The sequence below is a fragment of the Streptomyces sp. MGP-BFMKR1 genome (assembly GCF_057766585.1).
The window spans coordinates 5838954-5865361 of sequence record NZ_CM173408.1 but is presented as its reverse complement, the minus strand read 5'-3'; the positions used below and the strand labels follow the sequence as shown (position 1 = coordinate 5865361).

Below are 26408 nucleotides of genomic sequence, written 5' to 3'. Positions count from 1 at the left end.
CCATGTCCCTCGACCACCGCCTGTCCGCCGAGCACGAGGAGCTGCGCAAGACCGTCGAGGCGTTCGCGCACGACGTCGTCGCACCCAAGATCGGCGAGTACTGGGAGAACCACCAGTTCCCGTACGAGATCATCCGCGAGATGGGCCGCATGGGCCTGTTCGGGCTGCCCTACCCCGAGGAGTACGGCGGCATGGGCGGTGACTTCCTCGCCCTGTGCCTGGCCATCGAGGAGCTGGCCCGGGTCGACTCCTCCGTCGCGGTCACGCTGGAGGCCGGCGTCTCGCTCGGCTCCATGCCGATCTTCCGCTTCGGCACCGAGGAGCAGAAGCGCGCCTGGCTGCCCGACCTGTGCTCGGGCGCGGCCCTCGGCGCCTTCGGGCTGACCGAGCCGAGCGGCGGCTCGGACGCGGGCGGCACCCGCACCACGGCCCGGCTTGACGAGGAGAGCGGCGAGTGGGTGATCAACGGCACCAAGTGCTTCATCACCAACTCGGGCACCGACATCACCTCGCTGATCACCGTCACCGCCGTCACCGGCCACAAGCCCGACGGCCGCCCGCTGATCTCCTCGATCATCGTCCCGGCCGGCACCCCCGGCCTCACCGTGGCCGCCCCGTACTCCAAGGTCGGCTGGAACGCCTCGGACACCCGCGAGCTGTCCTTCGACGACTGCCGGGTGCCGGCCGCCAACCTGCTCGGCGAGCGGGGGCGCGGGTACGCGCAGTTCCTGCGCATCCTGGACGAGGGCCGCATCGCCATCTCCGCGCTGGCCACCGGCCTGGCGCAGGGCTGCGTGGACGAGTCGGTGTCGTACGCCAAGACCCGCGAGGCGTTCGGCAAGCCGATCGGCGCCAACCAGGCCATCCAGTTCAAGCTCGCCGACATGGAGATGCGCGCCCACACGGCCCGCGTCGCCTGGCGGGACGCGGCCTCGCGGATGGCACAGGGCGAGTCGTTCAAGAAGGAGGCGTCGCTGGCCAAGCTGTACAGCTGCGACGTGGCGGTCACCAACGCGCGCGAGGCCACCCAGGTGCACGGCGGGTACGGCTTCATGAACGAGTACCCGGTGGCCCGCATGTGGCGCGACTCCAAGATCCTGGAGATCGGCGAGGGCACCAGCGAGGTCCAGCGCATGCTGATCGCCCGCGAACTGGGCCTGGAGGACTGACCGGCCTCCGGTACGACGGCACCATCCCCGCGGCCCGCCGACCACCGGCGGGCCGCATGGAAGAATCCGGACCATGGCGGAGATCACCCAAAAGGACGGCACCTGGACCTTCGACGGGGAGGCCGTACGGATCGTGCCGGGCCGGGACAAGAGCGTCGGCCCGGCCCGAGTGGCCCTCGGCGAACTGGTGGTGCCCCTCCAGGCGCTGAGCGGGATCGCCTTCGAGGCGGGGCGCAAGTCGGGACGGTTGCGGCTGCGGCTGCGCGAGGGCTCGGACCCGCTGCTGCAGGCCGTCGGCGGGCAACTGCCGGACGCCGCCGACCCGTACCAGCTCTCGGTGGAGGCGGACCGCTCCGGCGTCGCCGAGTACTTCGTGGACGAGGTGCGCAACGCCCTGCTGCTCGATCAGGTGCCCAGCACGCCGTGCGACCGCTACCTGCTGCCCGGCCCGGCGGTCCCGCTCTCGGCCTCGGCGGGCGACGCCACGGCCTCCTTCGACGGCGAGACCATCCGCCTGGAGTGGAACTGGAAGACGGAGGAGTCCAAGAAGTCCGCCGGCACCCAGGTGTTCTCCGTCGCCGACGTGGACGCCGTGGAGTGGCTGTGGCCGGGCGGCCTGGAGAACGGCTACCTGCGCTTCGTCATCGCCAAGGCGCCCACCAAGGCGCCGCCGAAGTACGACCCGCGCGCGGTCGAGATCTACGGCTTCAAGAAGGACCCGCTGATGGCGCTGGTCGCGGCGGCGGTGACCGCCCGCATGCCGCACCCGGCCGCGCCCCCCGCGACCGCCCCGGCCGCCATCGCGCCCCCGTCCGCGCCCGCGGCTCCCGGTTCCGTCGCGCTGCCGGGCCCCGCCGCGCCGGCCGCCGCCGCTGGCGGCAGCGGCAGCGATCATGACGCGCTGCTGCGCCGGCTGCGCGAGCTGGGCGAACTGCACCGGGACGGGATACTCACCGACGAGGAGTTCACCGTGGCGAAGCAGGCCCTCCTGCGCCACTTCTAGACCCTCCCGGAGCCGCTCCCGCACCCCTTCTCCGCATCCGGCGCACACTTTCGCCCCTCCCCTGCCCGATATCGGGCAGATTTCTTGCGAAACCGGCCGTTGCCGCGCAGTATCAACGGGTGCTCGATCGCCGTAACCGACATCCCGACGCCAGCCCGACCACCCACGACGACCTCGTCGACCACCTCGTGCGCAGCTCACCGCTGGGCCGTGGCGAGGCGGCCCGGGTGGTGCTCGACGTGCTGGCGTACTTCGACGAGAGCGCGGAGGAGTTCGTCCGTCGCCGCCACCGCGAACTACAGTCGGCCGGCCTGACGAACCCGGACATCTTCGAGCGCATCGGGGCCGAGCTGCCGCACCGCGCGGTGGCCCCGCCCGAGCTGTCCCTACGCCAGCTCCGCCGCATCGTCTACGGCTGAGCGACCGACGCCGCGCCACGGCGCCACCCGAGCACCACCGCCCCACGCCACCCGCGGGGCACCCGGCGCCCGCACACCACCGGAGCGCCACCCCGAGCACCACCGCGACGCGGACGAGCCCGCGACGCGAACGACACCGGAGAGCGGGACCGCGACCCCACGCGACCCGCCCCACCGGTCGCCGGGCACCGACAACGGGCCGGCGGGGCGGCGCCGACACCGGCGCCGATGCCACCCCGCCCGGCCCCCGGCCGGCGACCGCGTACGACACCCTCACCAGACGGAAGGAACCGCCCATGTGCGGCATCGTCGGATACATCGGCAAGCGCGACGTGGCGCCCCTGCTCCTCGAAGGGCTCCAGCGCCTCGAGTACCGCGGCTACGACTCCGCGGGCATCGCCGTCACCGGCCCCAAGGCCACCGGCCTGAAGATGGTCAAGGCGAAGGGCCGCGTCCGCGACCTGGAGGCGAAGGTCCCCGCCCGCTTCAAGGGCACCACCGGCATCGCCCACACCCGCTGGGCCACGCACGGCGCCCCCTCCGACGAGAACGCCCACCCGCACATGTCGGGCGACGACAAGGTCGCCGTCGTCCACAACGGCATCATCGACAACGCCTCCGAGCTGCGCGCCAAACTGAGCGCCGACGGCGTCGAGTTCCTCTCCGAGACGGACACCGAGGTCCTCACCCACCTCGTCGCCCGGGCCCAGGCCGACACCCTGGAGGAGAAGGTCCGCGAGGCCCTGCGCCACGTCGAGGGCACGTACGGCATCGCCGTCCTGCACGCCGACTTCAACGACCGCATCGTCGTGGCCCGCAACGGCTCGCCCGTCGTCCTCGGCATCGGCGAGAAGGAGATGTTCGTCGCCTCGGACGTCGCCGCGCTCGTCTCGCACACCCGCCAGGTCGTCACCCTCGACGACGGCGAGATGGCCACGATCAAGGCCGACGACTACCGCACGTACACCACCGAGGGCTCGCGCACGACGGCCTCGCCGACCACCGTGGAGTGGGAGGCCGAGTCGTACGACATGGGCGGCCACGACACGTACATGCACAAGGAGATCTTCGAGCAGCCCGACGCGGTGGACCGCGTCCTGCGCGGGCGCATCGACGACCGCTTCTCCACCGTGCACCTCGGCGGCCTGAACCTCGACGCGCACGACGCCCGCAAGGTGCGCCGCGTCAAGATCCTCGGCTGCGGCACCTCGTACCACGCGGGCATGATCGGCGCCCAGATGATCGAGGAGCTGGCCCGCATCCCCGCCGACGCCGAGCCGGCGTCCGAGTTCCGCTACCGCGACCCGGTCGTGGACCCCGACACCCTCTACATCGCGGTCTCCCAGTCCGGCGAGACGTACGACGTGCTGGCCGCCGTCCAGGAGCTGAAGCGCAAGGGCGCCCGCGTCCTCGGCGTCGTGAACGTGGTCGGCTCCGCGATCGCCCGCGAGGCCGACGCGGGCGTGTACGTCCACGCGGGCCCGGAGGTCTGCGTCGTCTCCACCAAGTGCTTCACCAACACCACCGTCGCCTTCGGCCTGCTCGCCCTGCACCTGGGCCGCATCCGCGACCTGTCGGTCTCCGACGGCAAGCGGATCATCGAGGGGCTGCGCAGGCTCCCCGGTCAGATCTCGGAGATCCTCAAGCAGGAAGAGGAGATCAAGAAGATCGCGAAGGGGTACGCGGAGGCCCGCTCGATGCTCTTCATCGGACGCGTACGCGGCTACCCCGTCGCCCGCGAGGCTTCCCTCAAGCTCAAGGAGGTCTCGTACATCCACGCCGAGGCGTACCCGGCCTCCGAGCTCAAGCACGGCCCGCTCGCGCTCATCGAGCCCGCGCTCCCCACGGTCGCGATCGTCCCGAACGACGACCTGCTGGAGAAGAACCGCGCCGCCCTGGAGGAGATCAAGGCCCGCAGCGGCAAGATCCTCGCGGTCGCGCACCAGGAGCAGGAGAAGGCCGACCAGACGATCGTCGTGCCGAAGAACGAGGACGAGCTGGACCCGATCCTCATGGGCATCCCGCTCCAACTGCTCGCTTACCACACGGCGTTGGCGCTCGGCCGGGACATCGACAAGCCGCGCAACCTCGCCAAGTCCGTGACGGTGGAGTAGCCGGGCCCGCGACCGGTGCTGGACGGAGGGTGGCCTCCCGCGCGTGCCACCACGCGCGCGGGAGGCCACCCTCCGGTGCCGACGCCGCCCATGCGTCGGCAGGCAGCCGCCCCGACCGGGACCGTCACTCCCCGAAAGGGCGGCACGTCGCTCCCCCGCGTGTGGGGTGTGTACCCGTCGCCACGCGTAATGCACCTCCGCGCCGCGACGAACTCACTCTCCGTCAGGCGGCGCACCGCTGCCGCTCGTTGGGCCCCGGAGGAATCACCCGAAGGAGTGGGCGCCCACGCGCGGACCGCCCGCCACCCCCGCCCGCGCCGCCCGTCGTCGCAACCGCAACCGTTCACGCCCGCGCAAACCGCCTCGCCCCGCACCCCGGCCCCACGCCCCGAACCACCCGCCGCCGCGCCCCCCGCTCGGGCGCCCCGGACCCCGATCGCGGCCCGCCCGGCGACCCGTGGGCGAGCCGGCGAGCCGGCGGGCCGAGCCGCCGGGCCCAGCCGAAAGACGGCGCGCGAGCACCTTGCGCGGGGAACCATCCGAGGCCACGCGAGGAACCACGCGGGCTGCGCGGGTGTCCGGAATCCGGCCCACCACCCGCGCCACGACGCCGCCGCCCGGGCGGCCTGGGCGCTACGGGATGACGACGACCGGGCGCTGCGCGCGGCGCGCGAGCCGCCCGGCGACGGAGCCGAAGATGCGGCCCACCAGGCCGTGCGTGGAGCCCACGACGATGGCGTCGGCCGCGTACTCCCGACCGACCTCCTCCAGCTCGTGACAGATGTCGCCGCCGCGCTCGACGAGGATCCACGGCACCTCGGAGAGGTGGTCCGCGCAGGCCAGTTCGAGGCCGAGGACCTCGGTGCGGTGGTCGGGGACGTCCACGAAGACGGGGGGCTCACAGCCCGCCCAGACGGTCGTGGGCAGGCGGTTGGCGACGTGCACGATGATCAGCCCGGAGCCGGAGCGGCGGGCCATGCCGATCGCGTAGGCGAGCGCGCGCTCGCTGGAGGTGGAGCCGTCGAAGCCGACCACCACTCCGTGCTGGAACGCCGGATCGCAGGCATGGCGCGTCTCTTCCGCCGCTTCGGGGTGCGCCGTCGAGTCGGCGACCCGCTTGCGGTCCGCGGGTTCGGGGATTTCGTAACCGGCCATCTGTTGTCTCGGCGAAGAAAGTCCTGTTGCGGAGGGGTTCGGCGGGGGGCTACTTGCGAGGAAAGACGGATTGTGGGAGGACCGGCGGGCCCGGAGGGAAATCGTCCGGGATTCACCTTTCCAAGCCCACACCCCCCAGGGTACGGCGCCACTCGCCCCCTGCCCAGGGACCACCTCGGGAGGGGCCGGCCGAGGCGAGCTTCATCGGAGCATGCCGGAGGGCCGCGCGGAGCGCAATGCCCCAAGTGGCCCCCCGGCGTACGCCGTGCAGTGACCCGACGGCAAACAAGACGTTGTAGTACCCGCTAGCCACCCCCGGAGGGACTTCCGCCCCAGGAGGGAAGATTTCGTGCCCCGACTCAGCGAGTACACCCCCACCACCCCCTCCGCCGCACCCCTCGACGCGCTACGCCACGCAACTGAGGCATCGCGTTCCGCCTCCGCCGCCCCCGCGCTCCCGGCCGCCCCCGCGCACGCCGCCGCCCCAACCAACCCACGCGCCGCAGAGGCCGCCCCCTCCCCCACAACGCGCCCCACCTCCGCCGCGCGCCAGGTCCCCGGATCGTGCTCGGACGCCGCGCGGCCCGGCCGCGGCCCGGCCGCGGCGGGGTCGGGGGCGACGCGCGCGCGGTTGTTCACCGCGGACCGGGTCGCCACCACGGGCCCGCGCTCCGCGCCGCGCGTCACCCCGCGCGCGCGGAGCCTCGCACCGACCGGGCTCGCGTGCCGGGGAGCGCACGCCGCGCGGGGCACCGAACGGCCGGCTTCCGTCGCCACGGCCGACCGGGGCGGCTGGGGCGTCTTCTGCTGGGCACTGGTGCCGGTCGCCCTCCTGCTGTGCGGGGCGTCGTTCGGCGGCGCGGCGGGCACCGCGATCGGGCTCGCCGCGGTCACCGCGACCTGCCGTGCGCTGCTGCGACGGGCCGAGCGACGGGCGGCGCGGATGACCGATGAGCGTCGGCGCGGGGCGTGCCGCGGAAGGGCCCGTACGGCACCCGCTGGGCCCGTTGTTGACGCCCCGTCCGAAGCGCATACGCCCGTCGACTGACGCGATCGTACGTTTGCGGCCAACTGTTTTCAGCCAACTTCGGAACAAGTTGTCCCTGTTGCCGAAGACCCCCCCAAACCCGCGTCTGACCAGCTAGGAAAGGAGTGTTGAGGGTCCGTACCCCCTACGGGGAGTGGGCATCGGCGAAAGGCGCACTTCCCTACAGGCGCTCCGAGTGCAACGCTTCGTGATCGAATGCTTTACGCCAAGTTGTCATGTCGACTTACGGGCGAGTGGTGAACTGGTCACGGTGACCACACGCGACACAGTAGATTCGATCTTGGCCATGACCGGCGGGGGAACCGTTCAGGACCGAGGGGAAACGTGCAGGACCGAGAGGACGCGACCACCCAGGGGGGCTTAGTTCCATGAGCCAGGACTCCACAACCGTACCGGAGGCCGCCCGAAAGCTCTCCGGACGCCGCCGCCGGGAGATCGTCGCAGTGCTGCTCTTCAGCGGCGGCCCCATCTTCGAGAGCTCCATACCGCTCTCCGTCTTCGGCATCGACCGGCAGGACGCCGGCGTCCCCCGCTACCGATTGCTGGTGTGCGCGGGCGAAGACGTACCGCTTCGCACCACGGGCGGACTCGAACTGACCGCGCCGTACGGCTTGGAGGCCCTCTCGCGGGCGGGCACCGTCGTCGTACCGGCATGGCGGTCGATCACCCAGTCGCCACCCGCCGCCGCGCTCGACGCACTGCGCCGCGCGCACGAGGAGGGCGCTCGCATCGTCGGGCTGTGCACGGGCGCCTTCGTACTCGCGGCGGCCGGACTGCTCGACGGGAGGCCGGCGACGACGCACTGGATGTACGCGCCGACGCTCGCCAAGCGCTATCCGTCGGTCCACGTGGACCCGCGGGAGCTGTTCGTCGACGACGGGGACGTACTGACGTCGGCGGGCACCGCCGCCGGCATCGACCTGTGCCTGCACGTCGTACGCACCGACCACGGCGCGGACGCGGCCGGGGCGCTGGCGCGCCGGCTCGTCGTACCGCCGCGCCGCTCGGGCGGGCAGGAGCGCTACCTCGACCGGTCGCTGCCGGAGGAGATCGGCGCCGACCCGCTGGCCGAGGTCGTGGCCTGGGCGCTGGAACACCTCCACGAGCAGTTCGACGTCGAAGCGCTGGCGGCCCGCGCCTACATGAGCCGACGGACCTTCGACCGGCGGTTCCGCTCGCTCACTGGGAGCGCTCCACTCCAGTGGCTGATCACCCAGCGGGTGCTCCAGGCCCAACGGCTCCTGGAGACCTCCGACTACTCCGTGGACGAGGTCGCCGGGCGCTGCGGGTTCCGCTCCCCGGTGGCGCTGCGCGGGCACTTCCGGCGGCAGCTCGGCTCGTCGCCGGCGGCGTACCGGGCGGCGTACCGGGCCCGCAGGCCACAGGGTGGACCCGGCGACCGCCCGGAGCGGCACGAGCGGGCCGAACGGCCGGACCTGATCGAACAGCGCTCCGGCGAGGCGGTGCCGGTCCGGCGCGGGTCCATGGCCACGGCGGGCGCGCACGGCGGCCCGTCCGGCGCCACGGCGCTCGGGCACGGCGGCATGTCGCACTCCGGCATGAACCACGGCGGGCCGGCGCACGGCGACCGGGACCCCGGCAAGCCCGACTCGGACGCCTACGCGCCGCGGCTACCCGAACAGTCGAGCCGCGCCCCCGGCCGCGCCAGCCTGCCCGGCCAGCGGGAACGCCCCGTAGGGTGACGTCATGAACGATCGCATGGTGTGGATCGACTGCGAGATGACCGGCCTCTCGCTGTCCGACGACGCGCTCATTGAGGTGGCCGCGCTGGTCACCGATTCCGAACTGAACATCATCGGCGACGGCGTGGACATCGTGATCCGTCCACCCGCCGAGGCGCTGACCACCATGCCGGACGTGGTGCGCGAGATGCACACCGCGTCCGGGCTGCTCGACGAGCTGGACGGCGGCACCACGCTCGCCGACGCCGAGCAGCAGGTCCTGGCCTACGTGAAGGCCCACGTGGCGGAGCCCGGCAAGGCTCCGCTGTGTGGAAACTCGGTGAGCACGGACCGGGGCTTCCTGCTGCGCGACATGCCCACGCTGGAAGGCCACCTGCACTACCGGATCGTGGACGTGTCCTCGATCAAGGAGCTGGCCCGCCGCTGGTATCCGCGGGCGTACTTCAACAGCCCCGAGAAGAACGGCAACCACCGGGCCCTCGCCGACATCCGGGAGAGCATCGCGGAGTTGCGGTACTACCGCGAGGCGGTCTTCGTGCCGCAGCCGGGCCCGGACTCGGACACGGCGAAGGCGATCGCGAGCAAGCACGTCCTGCCCACGCGGCAAGCGTGAGGCGGCTCGCTCCCGGCTCTCCACAAGCCGGGAGCGAGCACCCCTTCGGACCCTGTACACTTTTTCTCGGCCGGCAAGGAAAGCGCCGGTCATGGTGGGTATAGCTCAGATGGTAGAGCACCTGGTTGTGGTCCAGGATGTCGCGGGTTCGAGTCCCGTTACTCACCCTGAATGATCGAAAGCCCCCGGTCCGCGCAAGCGGCCGGGGGCTTCGTCGTGTTCTGCCGTACTTCGTCGGGTGCCTCACGTCTCGTCGGGTCTCGTCGGTTCTCGTCGGGTCTTCCGGGGTGCGCGGTGTTCGCGCGGTACGGGTCGGGGGCCGCGTCAGTCGGTGGGGGCGGGCCAGTGGTCCATGTCACCGCCCCGCCACTCGATCTGTTCGGGGTTGTCCAGCGTCAGGTCGTCCGGGTCCTCGATGCCGGCCCGGCGCAGGAACTCGGCGACGTCCCCCCGGCCGTGGGCCAGGCCGACGATGACGCCGCGGATCGTGACGCGGCGCCCACCCGACGCGGTGGGCGGGTGGACGATCACGGGCGGGTGCTCAACCATGCTTCCAGCGTGCGCCCCGGGCCGCGCCGTCGCACATCGGGCCCCGGGCCGGGGCCCGACCGGCCGCTCTCCGCGACGCGGAGTGGGGCTCGCGGGGCAGGGGGCTCGCGGGGCGAGCGGGCTCGCGGGGGTGGGCGTGCTCGCCGGGCGGGCGCCCGGGCAGGGAGGCGCGGTCAGGAGAAGGCGTGGTCAGGAGGAGTGGCCAGGAGTCGCGGTCAGGAGGAGTCGCGGGGGACGAGTTCGGCGGGCAGCACGAGGTGGGGGCGGGCGCCCGGGGCCGTGGTCGGGGTCTCGCGGGTCGCCATCTGCTCCAGCAGGACCCGCACCATCGCGCGCCCCATCTCCTCCGTGGCCTGCCGGACGCTGGTCAGCGGCGGGTCCATGTGGCGGGCCACGGGCGAGTCGTCGTAGCCGACCAGGGCCACGTCGTCGGGCACCTTGCGACCGTGCTGGCGCAGTACGCGGCGGGCGCCGGCGGCCATGACGTCGGAGGCCGCGAAGACCGCGTCCAGGTCGGGACGGCGGGCCAGCAGTGCGGCCATCGCCCGCCGGCCGCCCTCCTCGGTGAAGTCGGCCCGCTCGACGAGGTCGGGGTCCCGGGGCAGGTCGGCGGCATCCAGTGCCTCGCGGTAGCCGTCGAGGCGGCACTGGGCCGTGTACATGTCGAGCGATCCGGTGATGGTGGCGATCGTCCGCCGGCCCCGCTCGGCGAGGTGGGTCACCGCCGACCGCGCGCCGCCGAGGTTGTCGGAGTCGACGTGGGCGACGGTCTCGCGGGCCGAGCGCCGGCCGCCGAGCACGGCCGGTATGTCGATCCGCTCCAGCACGTCCGGCAGCGGGTCGGCCGCGTGCGCCGAGATCATCAGGACGCCGTCGACGCGGTGCGCGGCCAGGTAGTCGGCCAGTCGCTGGCGCTCCTTGGCGGTACGGACGAGGGTGAGCAGCAGTTGTAGGTCGGTGTCGGCGAGTTCGCAGGCCACGCCGCGGATGATGTCCGAGAAGTACGGCTCGGCGAACAGCCTGGTCTCCGGCTCGGGGATGACCAGCGCGACGGCGTCGGCCCGGTTGGCGGCCAGCGCGCGGGCCGCGCGGTTGGGCACGTACCCCAGGTCGGCGACGGCCTGCTCGACCGCGGCCCGGGTCCGGTCGCTGACCCGGGGCGAGCCGTTGATCACCCGGGACGCCGTGCCGCGACCCACGCCCGCGCGTGCGGCGACCTCCTCCAGGGTGGGCCTGCCCCGCCCGGCACCGCGCCGCCTGGCCGCCGCCATCCCCGTCTCCCCCCTCATGCGTCGGACCCCTCCGCCGCGCCGACGATCGCTGGACATTCAACAACAGCCAGATGTCGGCAGCCGCGCCACGCATCGCCCCGCGCGGCCCTGATCTGCGCCAATGCTTCAACTCCTCACAGCAAGGGGCCGCTTGGACCCTGGGGTGTGTTCACAACCCACCACCACGCCCCGTTCGTCCGCTCCCGCTCAGCGGGCCCACCCGTACGCGAGTTCTCCCCTCTTCGCGGCCGGTCACGCGCGACGTAACCGGGCAGTAACGTGTCCGCTCCGCCCGCCGCCGGCCCGGGGCGCACGCGGGCGCACGACCGGGCGCGGCACGAGGGCCCCGGCCGGGCGGCCGACGGCTGGCGTCGCGCCGTGCCAGCGGGTGCGCGGGGTACGGGAGTTGGGAGCGCGGGGGTGCGCCGGCGCGCGGGCTGGGCGGGGTGGGGCCGGCGCGACTGGTGGTGCGTGTGCGCGGGGGCGAGGTACGGGGAGGGGAACGTCCGCCCCGCGGCCCCGGCCGTGGGGCGGGCCTGGGGTGCGGGGCGGTGCGGTACGGGACGGCGCGGGCCGTCAGGTGGCGCGGGGCGTCAGACGGCGCCGGGCGGTGCGTCGTGGCGGTGCGGGGTTACGGGCGGTTCACCGTCGTGCGCGGCGTGCGCCGGGCGCTGCTCGGCGGGGTGGGCGGGATCGGGCGGGCCGCCCCGTACGCCGGTGGTCAGGGTTGGTGGGGGGTGGCGAAGGCGTCCAGGGACTCGGGGAGGGTCTGGCCGCCGTCGACGGTGAGCGTCTGGCCGGTGACGAAGGCGGCTTCGTCGGAGGCGAGGAAGAGGACGGCGTGGGCGATGTCGGCGGTCTCGCCGAGCCGGCCGAGGGGGACGGAGTCCGTCATCCTGCGCAGGTAGTCCGGCCCGAGTCCGGCCAGGCCGTCGGTGCGGACGTTGCCCGGCAGGACGGCGTTGACGGTGATGCCGTGCGGCGCGAGTTCGAGGGCGGCGGAGCGTACGAACCCCAGTTGGCCCGCCTTGCTGGCGCCGTAGTGGGACCACCCGGCGTACCCGGTCGTGGGGCCGGTGATGGAGGAGGTCACGACGATCCGGCCGCGGCCGGCCCGCTCCATGGCGGGCAGGCAGGCGCGTACGGACAGGATGGAGCCGCGCAGGTTGACCTCCAGGACCTCGTCCACGTCGTCGGCCGTCATCTCGCGCAGCGGACGCTCGGGGAAGATCCCGGCGTTGGCGCACAGCACGTCCACCCCGCCGTGCCGCCGCTCGGCCTCGGCGACCATGTGCTCGATCTGCTCCGGCTGCCGCATGTCCACCGCCATGCCCGCGACCCGCCCGTCGGTCCGTCGGGCCAGGTCGTCGGCCACGGTACGGGCGGTCTCCGCGTCCCGGCCCGTGAGGAGGACGGCGGCGCCCTGGCGGGCGAAGAGTTCGGCGATGCCGAGCCCGATGCCGCGGGTGCCTCCGGTCACGACGACGGACCGGTCCTGCCACTGCGTGAACGTCATTGCCCTGTGCCTTTCGCCGTTCTCGCTCCGCCGCCGGGCAACTCCCCGGCCGCCGACCTCGCCACGTTAGCCACATCGCTCCGCACGCCGCGGCCGGGACGACGAGGACCAGCCATCTCGGCGAGGGACGTCGTGGCGGGGCGCCTCGACCCGGGCCACGATCAGCAGGGCGGAGGCGAGCAGGACGAGGCCGGAGACCGTGAACACGGTGGTGACGCCGCCCATGCCGAACAGCACGCCACCCGCCGCGGCCCCGCCGGCAATGGCCGATTGCACACCCACCACCACGAGTCCGCCCGCGCTCTCCGCCTGGTCGGGCACCATCCGCGTCGCCCAGTTCGACCAGGCCACCGACACACCGCCGAAGGCCAGCCCCCAGAGGACCACGAGCAGGACGTACCCCACTCGCCCGGCGGGGAGGAGCGCCAGGCCCAGCGCGGCCACGCCCATCAGCACCGGCGTCAGCGCCAGGGTGAGGCGCAGGTTGACCTCCAGCAGCCATCCGGCCGCCAACGTGCCCACGAGGTTCGCCACTCCGAAGGCGAACAGCAGCAGCGTCAACGCGCCGGCGCTCACCCGCACCACGTCTTCCAGCGCCGGGCGGATGTAGGTGAACAGCGCGTAGTGCCCGACGTGGACGAGCAGCATCCCCGCGATGCCCACGCCGAAGCCCGGGCGCCGCAGCACCTCCCCCAGGGTGCCGAGCCGTGCCGTGCCGTGGGGCGCCATCCGGGGCAGTGCGAGGAGTTGGACCGGCCAGCCGCCCGGCGCCAGCAGGGCCACCTCGCGGCCCGTGGCCGCGAACACCGCGAACACCGCGAACGCCGCGAACATCGCGGACGTAGGGGGCTGACGCGGCGGACGCGCGTACCCCGTACGGAAGGCCGTTAGTCGAAGGCGGCGGGGGGCGGGGCAGGGGACGCCGTGGCGTCCGCGTCGGAGACCGGGCGCGCGCCGCCGGTGAAGTCGGCGAGGGCGCGGCCGTGTTCGACCCGTCCGGGGTGCGGGTCGCTGGCCGCGCGGCGGGTCAGCTCCGCGACGGGCAGCGCGCCGTTGCCGGCCAGCAGGACCGCGTTGCCGAAGCGCCGCCCGCGCAGCACGGCGGGGTCGGCGGTCAGGCAGGTCTCGGCGAACACGGCGCGGGCGGTGGCGACCTGGGCCCGGAGGTGGGCGAGCGGGGCGCCGTCGGCGATGTTGGCCGCGTACCACCCGCCGGGGCGCAGGGCGCGGCGCGCCTCGGCGAGGAACTCGGCGCTGGTCAGGTGCGCCGGGGTGCGGGCGCCGCTGAAGACGTCCGCGATGATCAGGTCGGCCCAGCCGTCGGGCACCTTGCCGAGCCCCGCGCGGGCGTCGCCCCCGCGCACCCGGACGCGCCAGCCGCTCTCCAGGGGCAGTTCGCGGCGGACGAACGCGACCAGCGGACCGTCCACCTCCACCACCTGCTGCGTGGAGCGGGGCCGGGACGCGGCGATGTAGCGGGCCAGGGTGAAGGCGCCGCCGCCGAGGTGCAGGGCCTGGATCGGCCGTCCCGGGGGCGCGACCAGGTCGGCCACGTGGCCCAGCCGGCGCTGGTACGAGAAGTCGAGGTAGCCGGGGTCGTCGAGGTCGACGTGGGACTGCGGGGCGCCGTCGATCAGCAGGGTGCGCCCGCGCGGCCGGTCCCGGTCCGGCACCAGTTCGGCGCGGCCACCGTCCACCCGCGCGCTGACCGGCTCCCCGGCGCGGGCCCGCCCGCGCGTGCGCCCACCGCGCGCCCGGCCGGTCGCCGCGTCGGCCGCACCCGTCGTGTCCGCTGTGTCTGCTGTGTCGGGCGCGTGCGCCGCGTCGTCGCCGCGCTCGTCGGCCCGCTCGTCCGCGGCCGTTCGGGCGCGGTCCGCGCGCCCGCTCCGACCCGCGTTGCCCTGCCGTCCGCGCTTGCCTCGTGCCATCCGACCAGTATCGATCACCGCTGGCCGGGCAGTCGGCCCGGTCAGCGGTGGACCCCGCGCGGGCGGGGCCGCGCGTCAGTGGCTGCGGTCGATGACCTCGATCACCCGGGCAGCCTCGCCGAGCGCGGCGCGGAGCACGGCGGGGTCGGTGGCGTCGCGGTACGCCTCCGCGGGCGGCACCAGCCAGCCGGCGCCCGGCACCGGGGGCGCGGCGTCCTCGGCCCCCGCCTCCCGCGCGCCGTACGGGGCCACGGTCCGGGCCGCTCGCGCGCCGGAGCGCGGGCCTCGGCCGTGCGCCCGCGTACACGCGCTGCCCGGTACGTCCCACCCCGCGGCCGTGCCGGGGGGGACGACGAAGCCGAGGGTGCGGCACGCGTCGTCGTGCAGGACCGGTCCGATACCGCCCGACGCGCGCAGCCGCAGCAGGTCCACGACCTCGAAGCCCTGCCGGGCGGGCACGGTGACCACGTCGCAGGCACCGCTCGCCGACTCGGCCACGGCCCGCGGCGGGGCGGCGTACTCCGGGTGCTCGGTGTGCTCGGGGTGGGGCGGGGGGCCGGTGTCGGCAGCGCGGGGCGTGCGGTCGGCGCGCTCACGCGCGTGCGTCGTGCCGGCGGGCTCGTCCGCCTCGACGGGGCGGCTGGCCTCGTGCGTGACGGGTCCGTCGAGCGGGGGGCTCAGGTCGCGGTCCCCGCAGTCCTCGGACACGTCACCGCCCGGTGCGGCGGCGTCGCGGCCGGCTCCCGGGTGTGACCGGGCGCCCGGAAGCGACGCGCTGCGCTCCTCGCTGGGGCGGTGGCGGAACTGTGCGGGCATCCGTGAGCCGTCAGCGTCTGCCCCGGTGGCTGGTGTGACGTCCGGCAAGGGGAACCCCTTCCTCCGCGTGACTGCCATGGTCTACAGGAACCAACGCAACAAAACGTCAACAGCTACGGCGCAACGCCGCCGCAAAGGATGGCACTTCATGGCAAATCACGGGTGAGATATCCGTTTTGTAGCTAAACCGCACGTGATCGCGCCAGCACAGTCGGTACGGTCGTGCCGTCGATCACGGCACCGGTCCGCTCGTGGCGCCGCCCGCAGCGGAGATCGCCAGGAGGGCACCACCATGGCCTCGGCATCCGAACCCTCGCCGCCGCGGCTGAACGCGGCTTTCAGACGCCTGCGCGGGCATCTGTCGCCGGGCGAGTTCGCGGCGCTCGTGCGACGCTCGGCCCGGGAGATCGGTGAACAGGTCTCCTGCGACGCCCGCTACATCGGACGCGTCGAGTCCGGCGCGATCCGCTGCCCCAACTACGCGTACGAGCGGGTGTTCCGGCACATGTTCCCCGGCCGCTCCCTCACGGACCTCGGCTTCGCCCCGCGCGCGAGCGTGCGCGGGCACGGCCCACGGGACGCCTCGGGGCGCGCGGACGCCGGCGCGCGCGAGGAGCCCGTAGCGGAGGACGCGAGCACCCCCGGCCCGCCCCCCGCGCCCCGACCTCGGCCCCAGCCGCAGGCCCAGCCGCCGACCCAGTCGCGAGCCCAGCCACCGGCCCGACCACCGGCCGCGCCCCCGGCTCCGCCCCGGTTGCCGGCCCAGGCCAAGCCGTGGCCCCAGACCCGGGCGCAGCCCCCGACCCAGGCTCCGGCGCCGCGCGCCGGGCAGCCGCCGGCGCGCCCGCCGGGGCCGCCGCCCTCCCCCGCCTCCCTCCCCAGGTACGCCCACCCGCGTACGCCGGAGGCTCCCGACTCCCCCGCCGGGCCGACGGCGGGCGGCCCACCCCACCGCCACGAGGAGAGCGATGTGCACCGTCGCGCCTTCATGACCATCGGCTCCGCCACGGTGGCCGCCGTCTCCCTGGAACTCGGCTCCGCCTGGGCCGCCGCGCCCGGCGACGGCGCGGGATCACGGGGCGCGGGCGCCCCGGGCGCCGCGCCGGGTGGTGCGCGGGCGGCCCGGGTGCCGCGCCGCGCGCCGATCCCACCGCTGCCGCGCGTGCCCCGGCCGCAGGGACGCGTCGGCGCGGCGGAGGCGGCGGCCCTGGAGGAGGCCGTACGGCACATCCGGCTCCTTGACGACCAGCACGGCGGTGACGGCATCTACCGTGGCGCGACCCAGCCGCTGAGCGCCGCCTACGAACTCCTCGACGCCGGCACCGAACGGCAGTCCGTCAGCGACCGGCTGCACCAGGCCGCGGGCGAGCTGGCCATCTCGGTCGGCTGGCTGGCCCACGACTCGGGCCGGATCGCGCGGGCGCGCTCGCACTACGCGGAGGCGCTGGCCACCGCGCGGCTGGCGGGCGACCCGGCGCTTGAGGCGCACGCCTTCTGCAACATGGCCTTCCTCGCCCGCGACGCGCGCCGGCCCCGCGAGGCCGTGCGGGCCGCGCAGGCCGCCGAGCGCGCGGCGCGCTCGCTGGCCTCGCCCCGGCTGCTGTCGCTGCTGGCCCTGCGCGAGGCCGGTGGCCGGGCCGGCCTCGCGGACCAGGCCGGTTGCGTACGGGCGCTGCTGCGCGCCCAGCGGCTGTTCGACCGGGGGCCCTCGGACGCCGATCCGGAGTGGATGTCGTTCTTCGGCGAGGCCGAGGCGGCGGGCCTCGAAGCGCAGTGCTGGTCGGCGCTGCGGAAGTGGGACCGGGCGGTGGAGCTCGCGCGGCGCTCGGTGGCCCTCCAGGGACCGCACTTCGTACGCAACCGGGCCCTGTTCACCGCGGAGCTGGCCACCGACCTGCTCGGCGGGCGGGCGCCCGACGAGGCAGCCGCCGCGGGCGAGCGGGTGCTCGCGCTGTCGGGCCAGGTGCGGTCCGCCCGCGTCCGGGCGATGGTCGACGAGTTGGCCCAGGGGCTGCGGCCGTGGCGCCGGGAGCCGGGCGTCGCGCGCTTCCTGGCCCGCCACCGCGAGGCCCAGCCCGCGTGAGCGGCTGACACCCGGCGCCCGCGCGGCGCCCGTGAGGGGCGCGGCGCGCCGTCGGGCCAGGTGGCCGCCGTCGGGCGGGATGGCCGCCGTCAGGCCAGGTGGCCCGTGTCGTTCCAGCGCTCGATGGCGGGTTCGCCGTACGCCCAGCCCAGGACGGACAGCGAGGTCGGGTCGAGGCGGATGCGGGCGCCGAAGGAGAGGTCGAAGCCCAGCCAGCGGGCGGCCAGCGCGCGCAGGATGTGGCCGTGGGCGAAGACGAGCACGTCGCGGTCGGCGGAGCGGGCCCAGGCCACGACGGAGTCGGCGCGCTCCGTGACGTCGGCCACCGACTCGCCAGGGGTGGCGGCGTCCGGTACGTCGGTGGGCACGCCGTCGCGCCAGATCAGCCAGTCGGGGCGACCCGCCTTGATCGCGTCGGGGGTCATGCCCTCGTACGGGCCGTAGTCCCACTCAAGCAGCGCGTCCCAGGGCGTCGCGCGGTCGCCGAAGCCCGCCAGTTCGCAGGTCTCGCTGGCGCGCACCAGGGGGCTGGTGCGCACCTCGACTCCCGGCAGCCCGTTCCACGGCCCGCGGCGCAGCCGCTCGCCCAGCAGCTTGGCGCCGCCGCGCCCCTCGTCCAGGAGCGGGATGTCCGTGCGGCCCGTGTGCTTCCCGGACAGCGACCACGCGGTCTGTCCGTGGCGGGCCAGCAGGATGCGTGCTGGCATGGCGGGGAGCCTTTCGCTCGTTCGGGGGGTTAGTGGGGCAGGTCCGGCATGCCGGAGACCCGTCGCCCATCATCGCCTACGAGTTCGATGAGCAACCCGCTGGGCCGCCGTGGCGTCTAGTTCCCTGCGCACCACGACCGAGGGAAACCCCAACAACGGGTAAACGTGGCGTTTCGCCGCACTCGCCGGGGGTGGTGCGCGGGTTGTCGCACGGAGACCGTACGGTTGACTGCGCGCCTTTGGCCGCCTGATCACACTTGGGAGACCGACCGGATGCCCCACACCGCGCCCCGTACCGGGACACCACAGCGCACTCAGCCCCGCTGGTGGGCCGAGCTGCCGCTGATCGCCATGGTGTACGCCGCGTACTCGGCCGGCCGACTCCTGGCGCGGGGCTCCGTGTCCAGCGCGGTCGACCACGGCCTCGGCATCCTGGAGTTCGAGCAGGCGCTGCACATCGACTTCGAGACGCCGCTGAACGACTTGTTCACGAAGCACGCGTCGCTCGGCATACCGGCCGACTTCGCGTACGCGTCGCTGCACTACATCGTCACGCCCGCGATCCTGGTCTGGCTGTGGAAGCGGCGCCCCACCCAGTACCGGGTGATGCGCACCTGGCTGATGCTCTCCACGCTCATCGGTCTCATCGGTTTCATCACCCTGCCCACCTGCCCGCCCCGGCTGCTCGACGCCAGTCACGGCTTCGTGGACACGATGGCGCAGTACGGGTCGTACGGCTGGTGGGGCGGCGAGGCGAGCGCGCCGCGTGGCCTCGGCGGGCTGACCAACCAGTACGCGGCGATGCCGAGCCTGCACGTGGGCTGGTCCCTGTGGTGCGGCATCGCGCTGTACCGGCACGGCAGGTCGGGTTGGGCCAAGGCCGCCGGCGTCGCGTACCCGCTGCTCACCACGATCATCGTGATGGGCACCGCGAACCACTACTTCCTCGACGCGGCGGCCGGCGCGGCCGTGATGGGCCTCGGCTTCCTGCTCGCCCGGCCCGCGCTGCGGCTGACCGACCGGGTCTGGGCGCGGTTCACGGCGCGCCGGACGAACGGCGCGCCGGCCGACGCGGGCCTCGGGGCGGCGGCCGGTGCCGAGCCGGCCGCGGCTGACCTGGTGGCCGCCGACGCGCCCAGGGCCGAGCTGGTCGCCGACGCTGCCGCCGATCCCGATCTCGGGGTGAGCGCGCCGAGTGTCAGTGGTGGGTGCGAGACTTCGGCGGGTGAGCACATCCCTCAACAGTCGACGCGAGATGCCGACCGAAACGCCACCGCCCCAGCGGACGGCGCTCCGGCAGCGGCTCGCTGAACTGCGGGGTCCACGGGTCGCCCCGCGGCCCCTGGACGCCCGCGCGCTGGCGGCGCTCGCGGCCAACCCCGGCTGCCGCCGCCGCGCGCTGCTCGACGGCGCGGGAGTGGACAAGCCGGCCCTGGCCAGGGCGCTGGGCTCGCCCGCGCCGTTCGGCCAGTCGCAGTTCGCCCACCAGCGTGGCCACGTCTTCGAGGCCCGCGTCACCGCGGACGGTGGCGAGCAGCTCGTCGCCCTGCTGCGGGAGCGGCTGAGCGACCCCGGGCCCCCTCCCCCACGGGACGGCGTCGACGCGCCCGAGCTGGTGGCCGACGGCCCCGCGGGGCGCACGGAGCGCACCCGGCTCGCGCTCGCGCAGGCCACGGCCGCCGGCCGGTGGGCCGTGCTGCGGCACCCCATGGTGAGCGTGGAGGTGGCCGGCTCGCCCGCGTATCTGGAGCCGGACGCGCTGGTGGTGCACCCGGACGGGAGCTGGACCGTCGTGGAGATCAAGTCGTTCCCGGTGCTGGACGGCTCGGCCGACCCGACGAAGGTGGGCGCGGCGGCGCGACAGGCGGCGGTGTACGTGCTGGCGCTGCGTGAGCTGGCCGAAGCGGTGGCCGCCGAGGGCGGCCCCGTGCGAGGTGTGCCGGCCGCGCGGGACGACGCGCCGGCCGGGGCCGACGCGGGGCTGAGCGGGCCGCTGGACGGCACCGTGGGGGCGGCCGGCCTGGTGCGGCAGCGCGCGCTGCTCGTGTGTCCCAAGGACTTCTCCAACCTCCCGACGGCCGAGCTGATCGACGTCCGCAAGCAGCTCTCGGTGACCAGCCGCCAGCTCGCGCGGCTGACCCGGATCGAGGAGATCGCCGCCGAGCTGCCGGGCGACGCGACGTTCGACCTCCGGCTCGCGGACGACGGCAAGACGCCGACGCGGCCGGTGGCGGAGCTGACCGCCACGGTGGACGCGGTGCCGGCGGCGTACGTACCGGACTGCCTGGCCTCGTGCGAGCTGGCCTTCCACTGTCGGCAGGCGGCGCGGGCCGCGGGCGCGGTGGAGGTGCTCGGCCGCGGCGTGCGGGGCGAGCTGGGCGGCCTGACCACGGTGGAGGCCGTGCTCGGGGCGGCGCTCGGCGAGCGACCCGCGACCGACCCGGCCGAGCCGTCGGACACGGCCCAGCCAGCCGATCCGGACCAGGAAGCCGACACGGACCAGGAAGCCGACCCGGCCGTGCGCGCCCTGCGCCGGGCGGCGGCGCTGCGCGCCCAGGCGCTGGCGGAGGCGGGCATGACCCCCGGGCCAGCCGGCCGGGTCACGGACTCCGGGGAGGTCGCATGGCGTTGATGACGACGCTGGCGCGGATGGAGGCCATGCGGAGCGGGCGGGCGCTGCCGACCACGACGGTGCGACACCGACACCTGGCGGACCGGCCGCTGGCCCTGGTGCCGCTGACCACCGCGGGCGAGGCGGGCGCGCCGCTCGGCGCGCTGGTCGGCACGGACCGGGACGCGCCGCGGCTGCTGGTGGTGCCCCAGCCGCGCGACCGCGACCTGCGTTTCGCCTTCCTCGCCGCGCTGGCCGAGGAGATGCTGCCGCACTTCGCCGCGGGCGCGGACGAGGTGGAGTGGGAGGAGCGCAAGGAGACCGACCCCGAGACCGGCAAGCGGGTCACGGTCCAGGTCGAGCTGTGCGCCGACGCCCCGCAACTGCTCGTGCCCAGCGGCCCCGGCATCGACTTCGTACGGCTGCTCGGCCGCTCGATGCGGTTCCGCCGGGCGGCCGAGCACGAGCCGGAGGACCGCACGGGCGCGCGCGAGGGCGCGCTGCTGGCGTCGGGCCCGGGCGCCGCCGAGCCGGGCGAGGGGCCGCGCGAGGCTGACGTGCCGCGGGCCGCGCCGGCCCGGGTGCCGCTGCTCGGGCGCTGGCTGACGCACTACGGGGAGCGGGCGCGGGTGCCCGGCTCCTCGCTGCTGCTCGCGCTGACCGACCTGCTGGGCCAGCACTGGGCGACCGGCCAGAGCCGGCTTGAGGACCAGCACCTGGGCGCGCTGCTTGCCTGGATCGACCCGCCGGCCGGGCTCGCGGGCCCGGAGGCGGCGCTGCGCGCCGAGACGGCCCGCGACGACCGGGGGCAGTTGCTGTGCCCGCCGGCCGGGCCGGCCACGGACCCGGCGTTCGACAACCGGTTGCTGGCCCCGGCCATGGCCCGGTACGACGCGGCGCGGACCCGCGGCGTGCCCGCCGACGTCGCGGCGGCCGAGGGCGAGGTGCGGGAGCTGGTCGCCAGCCAGCTCCGGCCCACCTGGGAGGCGCTGTGGCGCGGCGTCGACCTGCTGCGGGCGCTGCCGCCCGGGAGCAGGGTCGCCGACCGGTGGAAGCGCGACCGCTGGTCGTACACGGGCCACCGGGACCGGGTGCGGGCCGGCGAGCCGCCGCAGCCCAAGTGGGACGACGCGGTGACCGCCGCCCGGAAGCTGGCCGCCCGCGAGACCGCGCAGGCCCAGCTCGACGCCCAGGAGGCGCTGGACGACCCGCTGGTCATGGCGGCCCGGCGGCTGTCGGGCGAGGCGTTCGCGGGCGAGGTGGCCGAGGTCGTCATGGCGTACTCGCAGGCGAAGGTCCCGCGCCCGCGCCCGCTGGTCACCGTGCGCACCGACGACCGCCCGCTGCTCGACGAGGGCGTCAAGGTCTACCGCGCGCTGCCCGACGGCAGGACGCAGACGGCTGAGTTCGTGGCGTACGAGGCGCACGGGACGGGCGAGGCGCACGGCACGGCGGGCGGCTCCGACCCGGCGGCGGGTGGCGAGGCGGCGCCGCTGGTGGTGCTGCGGCTGACCGGGGGCATGGGGCGGGGCAGGGAGCCGGAGCCCGGTTCGGTGCCCGAGGAGGGCGACCGGGTGTGCTGGACGCTGTTCGAGCACGCCCCGCGTGGCGGCCCGGAGCTGCCCGACCCCGAGCAGACCCCGTGGACGCACGGCGGCCCACCGCTGCGCACCGAGCCCGCCGCCCCGCTGGCCGAGCCCGCCGCCCCACTCGCCGGGGCCGGCGCCCCACTGGCCGGGGCCGGCACCACGGCCTCGGGTGACGGCGCGGCCTCGGGTCACGCGGCCGGCGCCGCTGACGCGGCCCGTGACGCGGACGCGGGCGCCACGGCCCTGGTCGGCGCCTCCGGCGCGCCACCGTTCGACCCCGCCTACCAACCCGACCCCGTGACTGACGAGGACTTCCTGTGAGCGACGCCGACGCCGCCGCCCCCGCACGCCTCGCCGACCCCACTGGCCCCGCTGTCCCCGCTGGCCCCTTCGATGCCGATTCCGTCGGCCGCGCGGACCCGGCCGGCCGGGCGGGGTTCGACCCCGGGGCCGCCGCCGCGGCTGCCACGGCCGCCATCCTGCGGGACACGATGGCCGGTGCCGAGCGCGGCGTGGTGGTCGACTCGCCGCCCGGCGCGGGCAAGTCGACGCTGGTGGTGCGCGCGGCCCGTGAGCTGGCCGCCGCCGGCCGCCCGTTGATGGTCGTCGCGCAGACCAACGCGCAGGTGGACGACCTGGTGATCCGGCTGGCCGAGGCGGAGCCCGAGCTGCCCATCGGCCGGCTGCACAGCAGCGACGCCACGGCGTACGACCCCGCGCTGAACGCGCTGCCCGCGGTGCGCACCTCCGCGAAGGTGGGCGACCTCGCCGGGCTCGACGTGGTGATCTCGACGGCCGCGAAGTGGGCGCACACCAAGAACGTCGAGCCGTGGCAGCACGCCATCGTGGACGAGGCGTACCAGATGCGCTCGGACGCGCTGCTCGCCGTCGCCGGACTCTTCGAGCGGGCGCTGTTCGTCGGCGATCCCGGACAGCTCGACCCGTTCAGCGTGGTGGGCGCCGAGCAGTGGTCCGGGCTCTCGTACGACCCGTCGGCCAGCGCCGTCACCACGCTCCTGGCACACAACCCCGGCCTGCCGCAGCACCGGCTGCCGGTCTCGTGGCGGCTGCCCGCGTCGGCCGCGCCGCTGGTCTCGGCCGCCTTCTACCCGTACACGCCCTTCCGCAGCGGCACCGAGCACGGCGATCGGCGGCTGTCGTTCGGGGTGGCGTCGGACGGTTCGGGCGTGGACCGGGTGCTGGACGCGGCGGCCGAAGCGGGCTGGGGCCTGCTGGAGCTGCCCGCCCGGCACACTCCGCGCACGGACCCGGAGGCGGTGCGCGCGGTGGCCCTGGTGGTGCGCCGGCTGTTGGACCGGGGCGGGGCCGCGACCAGCGAGCGTTCCCCCGATCCGGTGCCGCTGACGGCGGCCCGGATAGCGGTCGGCACGGCCCACCGCGACCAGGCGGCGGCCGTCCGCGCGGCCCTGGCCGACCTGGGCGTCTCCGGCGTGGTGGTGGACACCGCGAACCGGCTCCAGGGGCGGGAGTTCGACGTCACGGTGGTGTTGCACCCGCTGTCGGGCCGGCCCGACGCCACCGCCTTCCACCTGGAGACGGGCCGGCTGTGCGTGCTCGCCTCCCGACACCGGCACGCGTGCGTCGTCGTGTGCCGGGCCGGGGTGCCCGAGCTGCTGGACGACCACCCGTCGACGGAGCCGGTGCGGCTCGGCGTGAGTATGAAGTTTCCGGACGGCTGGGAGGCCAATTACGCCGTCCTGGCCCACCTCAACGAGCACCGGGTGCGCTGGCGCCCCTGAGCCCGAGCCGCCCCGCCCCTGGTCAGGCGCGCCCGCCGGGGGTCGCTCACCCGGCGTGGTGGCGGGCGCCCGGCGGGGCGGCCAGGACGGCGACCCCCGTCCGGCCGCCGTCGACGTCGAGGACGGTTCCGTGCACGAACTCGGCCTCGTAGCCGGCCAGGTAGAGCGCGGCGGCGGCGATGGCGTCGGGGTGGCCGCTCCGGCCGGCCGGGGTGCCCGTCATCAGGTCCTCGCCGGGGTACGTCGCGTCCGGCGCGAGGTCCGGGGGCCGGATCACGCCCGGCGACACCGCGTTGACCCGGATGCCGAGCGGGCCGAACTCGGCGGCCCAGGCCCGCGTCAGCGTCTCCACCGCGCCCTTGGTCGAGCTGTAGAGACCGCCCACCGGCAGCCCGAGGCGGGCCACCCAGCTCCCGAGGTTGACGATCACCCCGCCGCCGTTGTCGATCATCTCCGGCACCACGGCCTGGGTGAGGAAGAAGGGCGCCTTGACGTTGACCCCGTACACCCGGTCGAAGGTCGCGTCGTCCGTCTCCAGGGTCGTGGCGGGCGGGAAGACGCCGGCGTTGTTGACCAGGACGTCGAGTGGGCGGCCGAGCGCGGCGCGGGCGGCGGCGGCGAGCGCCCGGCTCGCGGCGGAGCCGCCGTCGAGGTCGGCGGGTACGAAGTCGGCGCGCCCGCCGTCGGCGCGGATCGCGGCCACGACCGCGTCCCCTCGCGTGGCGTCGCGCCCGGAGACGATCACGTGCGCGCCCTCGGCCGCGAAGAGGCGGGCCACTGAGCGGCCGATGTTGCTGGTCGAACCGGTGATGAGGGCCGTCTTGCCGGCCAGTCGCTGTGTCATGGCGGCGAACGTACGGAGCTGTTTTTGGACTCTCAAGTCCAAACCGCCCCCTCCCGAAACCGGTCACGGCCCGGCGCCGTCTCGCCATCCGGTCACGAGCCGTCCCGTCGTGGACCGCTTGATCCACCGCGTCGTAGGCTGCGCGGCATGGCGTTCACGGCCAAGGGGCGGGCGACCCGGCAGCGCATCATCGAGGGCGCCGCCGGCTATCTGCGCGGCGACGATCCGGGCAACGTCACGCTCGACGACATCCGCGCGGCCACCAGCACCAGCAAGAGCCAGCTCTTCCACTACTTCCCGAACGGTAAGGAGGAGTTGCTGCTCGCGGTGGCCCAGTACGAGTCCGACCGGGTGCTGGCCGACCAACAGCCCTTCCTGGGCTCGCTCGACTCGTGGGACGCGTGGGAGCAGTGGCGGCGGGTGGTCATCGGGCGGTACCGCGCCCAGGGCCCGCGCTGTCCGCTCGCCGCGCTGATCGGCCAGGTCAGCACCGTGCCGGGGGCCGCCGACGTGACCGCGTCGCTGTTGCGGCGGTGGCAGGAACACCTGCGGCGGGGCATCCTCGCCATGCAGGAGAACGGCGAGGTGGGCCCGCACGTGGACGCGGACCGCACGGCCGCGGCCTTCGTGGCCGGCACCCAGGGCGGCGTGATCGTGCTCCGCTCGACCGGGGACACCTTCCACCTGGAGGCGGTCCTCGACGCGCTCATCTCCCACCTGCGCGGCGGCGGCCCGGCCCGCCCCGCCGCCGAGTGAGCACCCCGCCCCCTGGGCAACACCCGCGTGACCCCGCCCTGAGCCGGGGCCACGGCCCGCCCTGAGCCGCGCCCACACGCCAGCCCCACCCACCACACCCGTACGCCTCTCCGCAGGCCATCGCCGCACCCGCTCCCCGTACGCGGGGCCGGCACGCCGTGCCCGTACGCCGGGCCGGAGCGCTCTTGCGCGGGGCAGGACAATGGAACGCGGCACTCAACGCTGGAGGTAGATACATGTCCGAGCCGCATTCGGCTACCAACCCGCGCACCAGCCCGGGGCGGCGCCTCAAACCCGCACCGCTGCTCTTCGAGCCCTCCGAGGCCACCGCGGACCCCGAGCACTTCTTCGACCTGGAGTCGATAGAGGACCCGCGCGAGCTGTTGGCCCGCTCGACCGAGCTGACCCTCGCGTTCCGGGCGGCGGCGGACCGGGCCACCGAGTTCCAGGCGGTGGCGGCGGCTCAACTCGCCGACCCCCAGCGGTTCGACCGGCTCTCGACGGCCATGATCGCCGAACGGGCGGACTGGACCGAGGACTACGCGCGGAAGATGGTCGAGTACGGCCGCGAGCTGATGCGCGCCGGCACCATCACGGAGGCGTGACCGGGACCGGCGGGCCGCTCCTCGCCGCGGCGGCCCGGGTCCGGCGCCGTCCGGCCCCGGCCTCGCCGGATCGGACACCGTTTCGAATGCACCAGTGGCACATGCCCGCCAGGTAGTCGGGGGCGCAAGATACTCCGTACTGCCCCGCC

Annotated in this window: 22 protein-coding genes and 1 tRNA gene; 14 read left to right on the top strand and 9 right to left on the bottom strand. The window is 75.0% G+C overall.

Annotated features, from left to right (window positions below):
* Positions 1-2 precede the first annotated feature (2 nt).
* The 4 genes from AC3CHW_RS23270 to glmS all read left to right on the top strand — a co-directional run bounded on the left by AC3CHW_RS23270 (position 3) and on the right by glmS (position 4705).
* Entirely contained in the window at positions 3-1169 is a 1167-nt protein-coding gene (locus tag AC3CHW_RS23270) for an acyl-CoA dehydrogenase family protein (RefSeq protein ID WP_488467736.1), read from the top strand.
* Positions 1170-1242: 73 nt separating this feature from the next.
* Positions 1243-2172: a DUF4429 domain-containing protein gene (locus AC3CHW_RS23265; RefSeq protein ID WP_488467735.1), complete on the top strand. Its 930-nt coding sequence runs from the start codon at positions 1243-1245 to the stop codon at positions 2170-2172.
* A 119-nt stretch (positions 2173-2291) separates the two neighbouring features.
* Positions 2292-2591 carry a hypothetical protein gene (locus AC3CHW_RS23260; protein ID WP_398612017.1) on the top strand — a complete coding sequence of 100 codons (300 nt, stop codon included), beginning with the start codon at positions 2292-2294 and terminating at the stop codon, positions 2589-2591.
* Between the two features lie 296 nt (positions 2592-2887).
* A complete protein-coding gene (gene glmS, locus AC3CHW_RS23255) occupies positions 2888-4705 on the top strand; it encodes a glutamine--fructose-6-phosphate transaminase (isomerizing) (protein ID WP_488467734.1) in 1818 nt (605 codons plus the stop codon).
* Between the two features lie 633 nt (positions 4706-5338).
* Here the strand turns inward: glmS and AC3CHW_RS23250 are convergent.
* Complete coding sequence (locus AC3CHW_RS23250; RefSeq protein ID WP_176161785.1) at positions 5339-5860, bottom strand: universal stress protein; 522 nt, start codon at positions 5858-5860, stop codon at positions 5339-5341.
* Between the two features lie 1416 nt (positions 5861-7276).
* Between AC3CHW_RS23250 and AC3CHW_RS23245 the strand changes: the two genes are divergently transcribed.
* The 3 genes from AC3CHW_RS23245 (at position 7277) to AC3CHW_RS23235 (ending at position 9391) form a co-directional block, all read left to right on the top strand.
* Positions 7277-8611, top strand: coding sequence for a helix-turn-helix domain-containing protein (locus AC3CHW_RS23245; protein ID WP_176161786.1), 1335 nt, complete (start codon positions 7277-7279; stop codon positions 8609-8611).
* A 4-nt stretch (positions 8612-8615) separates the two neighbouring features.
* Entirely contained in the window at positions 8616-9224 is a 609-nt protein-coding gene (gene orn / locus AC3CHW_RS23240) for an oligoribonuclease (RefSeq protein ID WP_488467733.1), read from the top strand.
* A 94-nt stretch (positions 9225-9318) separates the two neighbouring features.
* Positions 9319-9391: transfer RNA gene (locus AC3CHW_RS23235), tRNA-His, on the top strand.
* 157 nt (positions 9392-9548) lie between these two features.
* Here AC3CHW_RS23235 and AC3CHW_RS23230 read toward each other — a convergent pair.
* The 6 genes from AC3CHW_RS23230 to AC3CHW_RS23205 form a co-directional block, all read right to left on the bottom strand.
* Positions 9549-9773 carry a hypothetical protein gene (locus AC3CHW_RS23230; RefSeq protein WP_488467732.1) on the bottom strand — a complete coding sequence of 75 codons (225 nt, stop codon included), beginning with the start codon at positions 9771-9773 and terminating at the stop codon, positions 9549-9551.
* 215 nt (positions 9774-9988) lie between these two features.
* Positions 9989-11044: a LacI family DNA-binding transcriptional regulator gene (locus AC3CHW_RS23225; RefSeq protein WP_398612046.1), complete on the bottom strand. Its 1056-nt coding sequence runs from the start codon at positions 11042-11044 to the stop codon at positions 9989-9991.
* A gap of 721 nt (positions 11045-11765) precedes the next feature.
* Complete coding sequence (fabG, locus tag AC3CHW_RS23220) at positions 11766-12560, bottom strand: 3-oxoacyl-ACP reductase FabG (protein WP_488467731.1); 795 nt, start codon at positions 12558-12560, stop codon at positions 11766-11768.
* 66 nt (positions 12561-12626) lie between these two features.
* Positions 12627-13394, bottom strand: coding sequence for an MFS transporter (locus tag AC3CHW_RS23215; protein WP_488467730.1), 768 nt, complete (start codon positions 13392-13394; stop codon positions 12627-12629).
* 53 nt (positions 13395-13447) lie between these two features.
* Entirely contained in the window at positions 13448-14488 is a 1041-nt protein-coding gene (locus tag AC3CHW_RS23210; RefSeq protein WP_488467729.1) for a spermidine synthase, read from the bottom strand.
* A gap of 75 nt (positions 14489-14563) precedes the next feature.
* Positions 14564-14986: a hypothetical protein gene (locus AC3CHW_RS23205; RefSeq protein WP_398612047.1), complete on the bottom strand. Its 423-nt coding sequence runs from the start codon at positions 14984-14986 to the stop codon at positions 14564-14566.
* A 610-nt stretch (positions 14987-15596) separates the two neighbouring features.
* On the opposite strand from AC3CHW_RS23205, the gene AC3CHW_RS23200 reads away from it, so the two are divergent.
* On the top strand, positions 15597-17387 hold the full coding sequence (locus AC3CHW_RS23200) for an NsdA family TPR-like regulatory protein (protein WP_488467728.1): 1791 nt from the start codon (positions 15597-15599) through the stop codon (positions 17385-17387).
* A gap of 89 nt (positions 17388-17476) precedes the next feature.
* Here the strand turns inward: AC3CHW_RS23200 and AC3CHW_RS23195 are convergent, their stop codons facing one another.
* A complete protein-coding gene (locus AC3CHW_RS23195; protein ID WP_488467727.1) occupies positions 17477-18094 on the bottom strand; it encodes a histidine phosphatase family protein in 618 nt (205 codons plus the stop codon).
* Between the two features lie 273 nt (positions 18095-18367).
* Between AC3CHW_RS23195 and AC3CHW_RS23190 the strand changes: the two genes are divergently transcribed.
* The 4 genes from AC3CHW_RS23190 to AC3CHW_RS23175 all read left to right on the top strand — a co-directional run bounded on the left by AC3CHW_RS23190 (position 18368) and on the right by AC3CHW_RS23175 (position 24054).
* Positions 18368-19405 carry a phosphatase PAP2 family protein gene (locus tag AC3CHW_RS23190; protein WP_488467726.1) on the top strand — a complete coding sequence of 346 codons (1038 nt, stop codon included), beginning with the start codon at positions 18368-18370 and terminating at the stop codon, positions 19403-19405.
* Positions 19350-20726 carry a hypothetical protein gene (locus AC3CHW_RS23185; protein WP_488471143.1) on the top strand — a complete coding sequence of 459 codons (1377 nt, stop codon included), beginning with the start codon at positions 19350-19352 and terminating at the stop codon, positions 20724-20726. Before AC3CHW_RS23190 ends, AC3CHW_RS23185 begins: the two co-directional genes overlap by 56 nt.
* A complete protein-coding gene (locus AC3CHW_RS23180; RefSeq protein ID WP_488467725.1) occupies positions 20717-22615 on the top strand; it encodes a hypothetical protein in 1899 nt (632 codons plus the stop codon). The genes AC3CHW_RS23185 and AC3CHW_RS23180 overlap by 10 nt, the downstream gene beginning before the upstream one ends.
* 155 nt (positions 22616-22770) lie before the next feature.
* The gene (locus tag AC3CHW_RS23175) at positions 22771-24054 is read left to right on the top strand and encodes an AAA domain-containing protein (RefSeq protein ID WP_488471142.1); all 1284 of its coding nucleotides are present in this window, start codon (positions 22771-22773) and stop codon (positions 24052-24054) included.
* Positions 24055-24100: 46 nt separating this feature from the next.
* Here the strand turns inward: AC3CHW_RS23175 and AC3CHW_RS23170 are convergent, their stop codons facing one another.
* Positions 24101-24898 (bottom strand): SDR family NAD(P)-dependent oxidoreductase, encoded by a 798-nt coding sequence (locus tag AC3CHW_RS23170; protein WP_488467724.1) that lies wholly within the window; start codon positions 24896-24898, stop codon positions 24101-24103.
* A 147-nt stretch (positions 24899-25045) separates the two neighbouring features.
* On the opposite strand from AC3CHW_RS23170, the gene AC3CHW_RS23165 reads away from it, so the two are divergent.
* Both AC3CHW_RS23165 and AC3CHW_RS23160 read left to right on the top strand, forming a co-directional pair.
* A complete protein-coding gene (locus AC3CHW_RS23165; RefSeq protein WP_459249136.1) occupies positions 25046-25654 on the top strand; it encodes a TetR/AcrR family transcriptional regulator in 609 nt (202 codons plus the stop codon).
* A 236-nt stretch (positions 25655-25890) separates the two neighbouring features.
* Complete coding sequence (locus AC3CHW_RS23160) at positions 25891-26259, top strand: hypothetical protein (RefSeq protein WP_187059542.1); 369 nt, start codon at positions 25891-25893, stop codon at positions 26257-26259.
* The last annotated feature ends 149 nt before the right edge of the window (positions 26260-26408 follow it).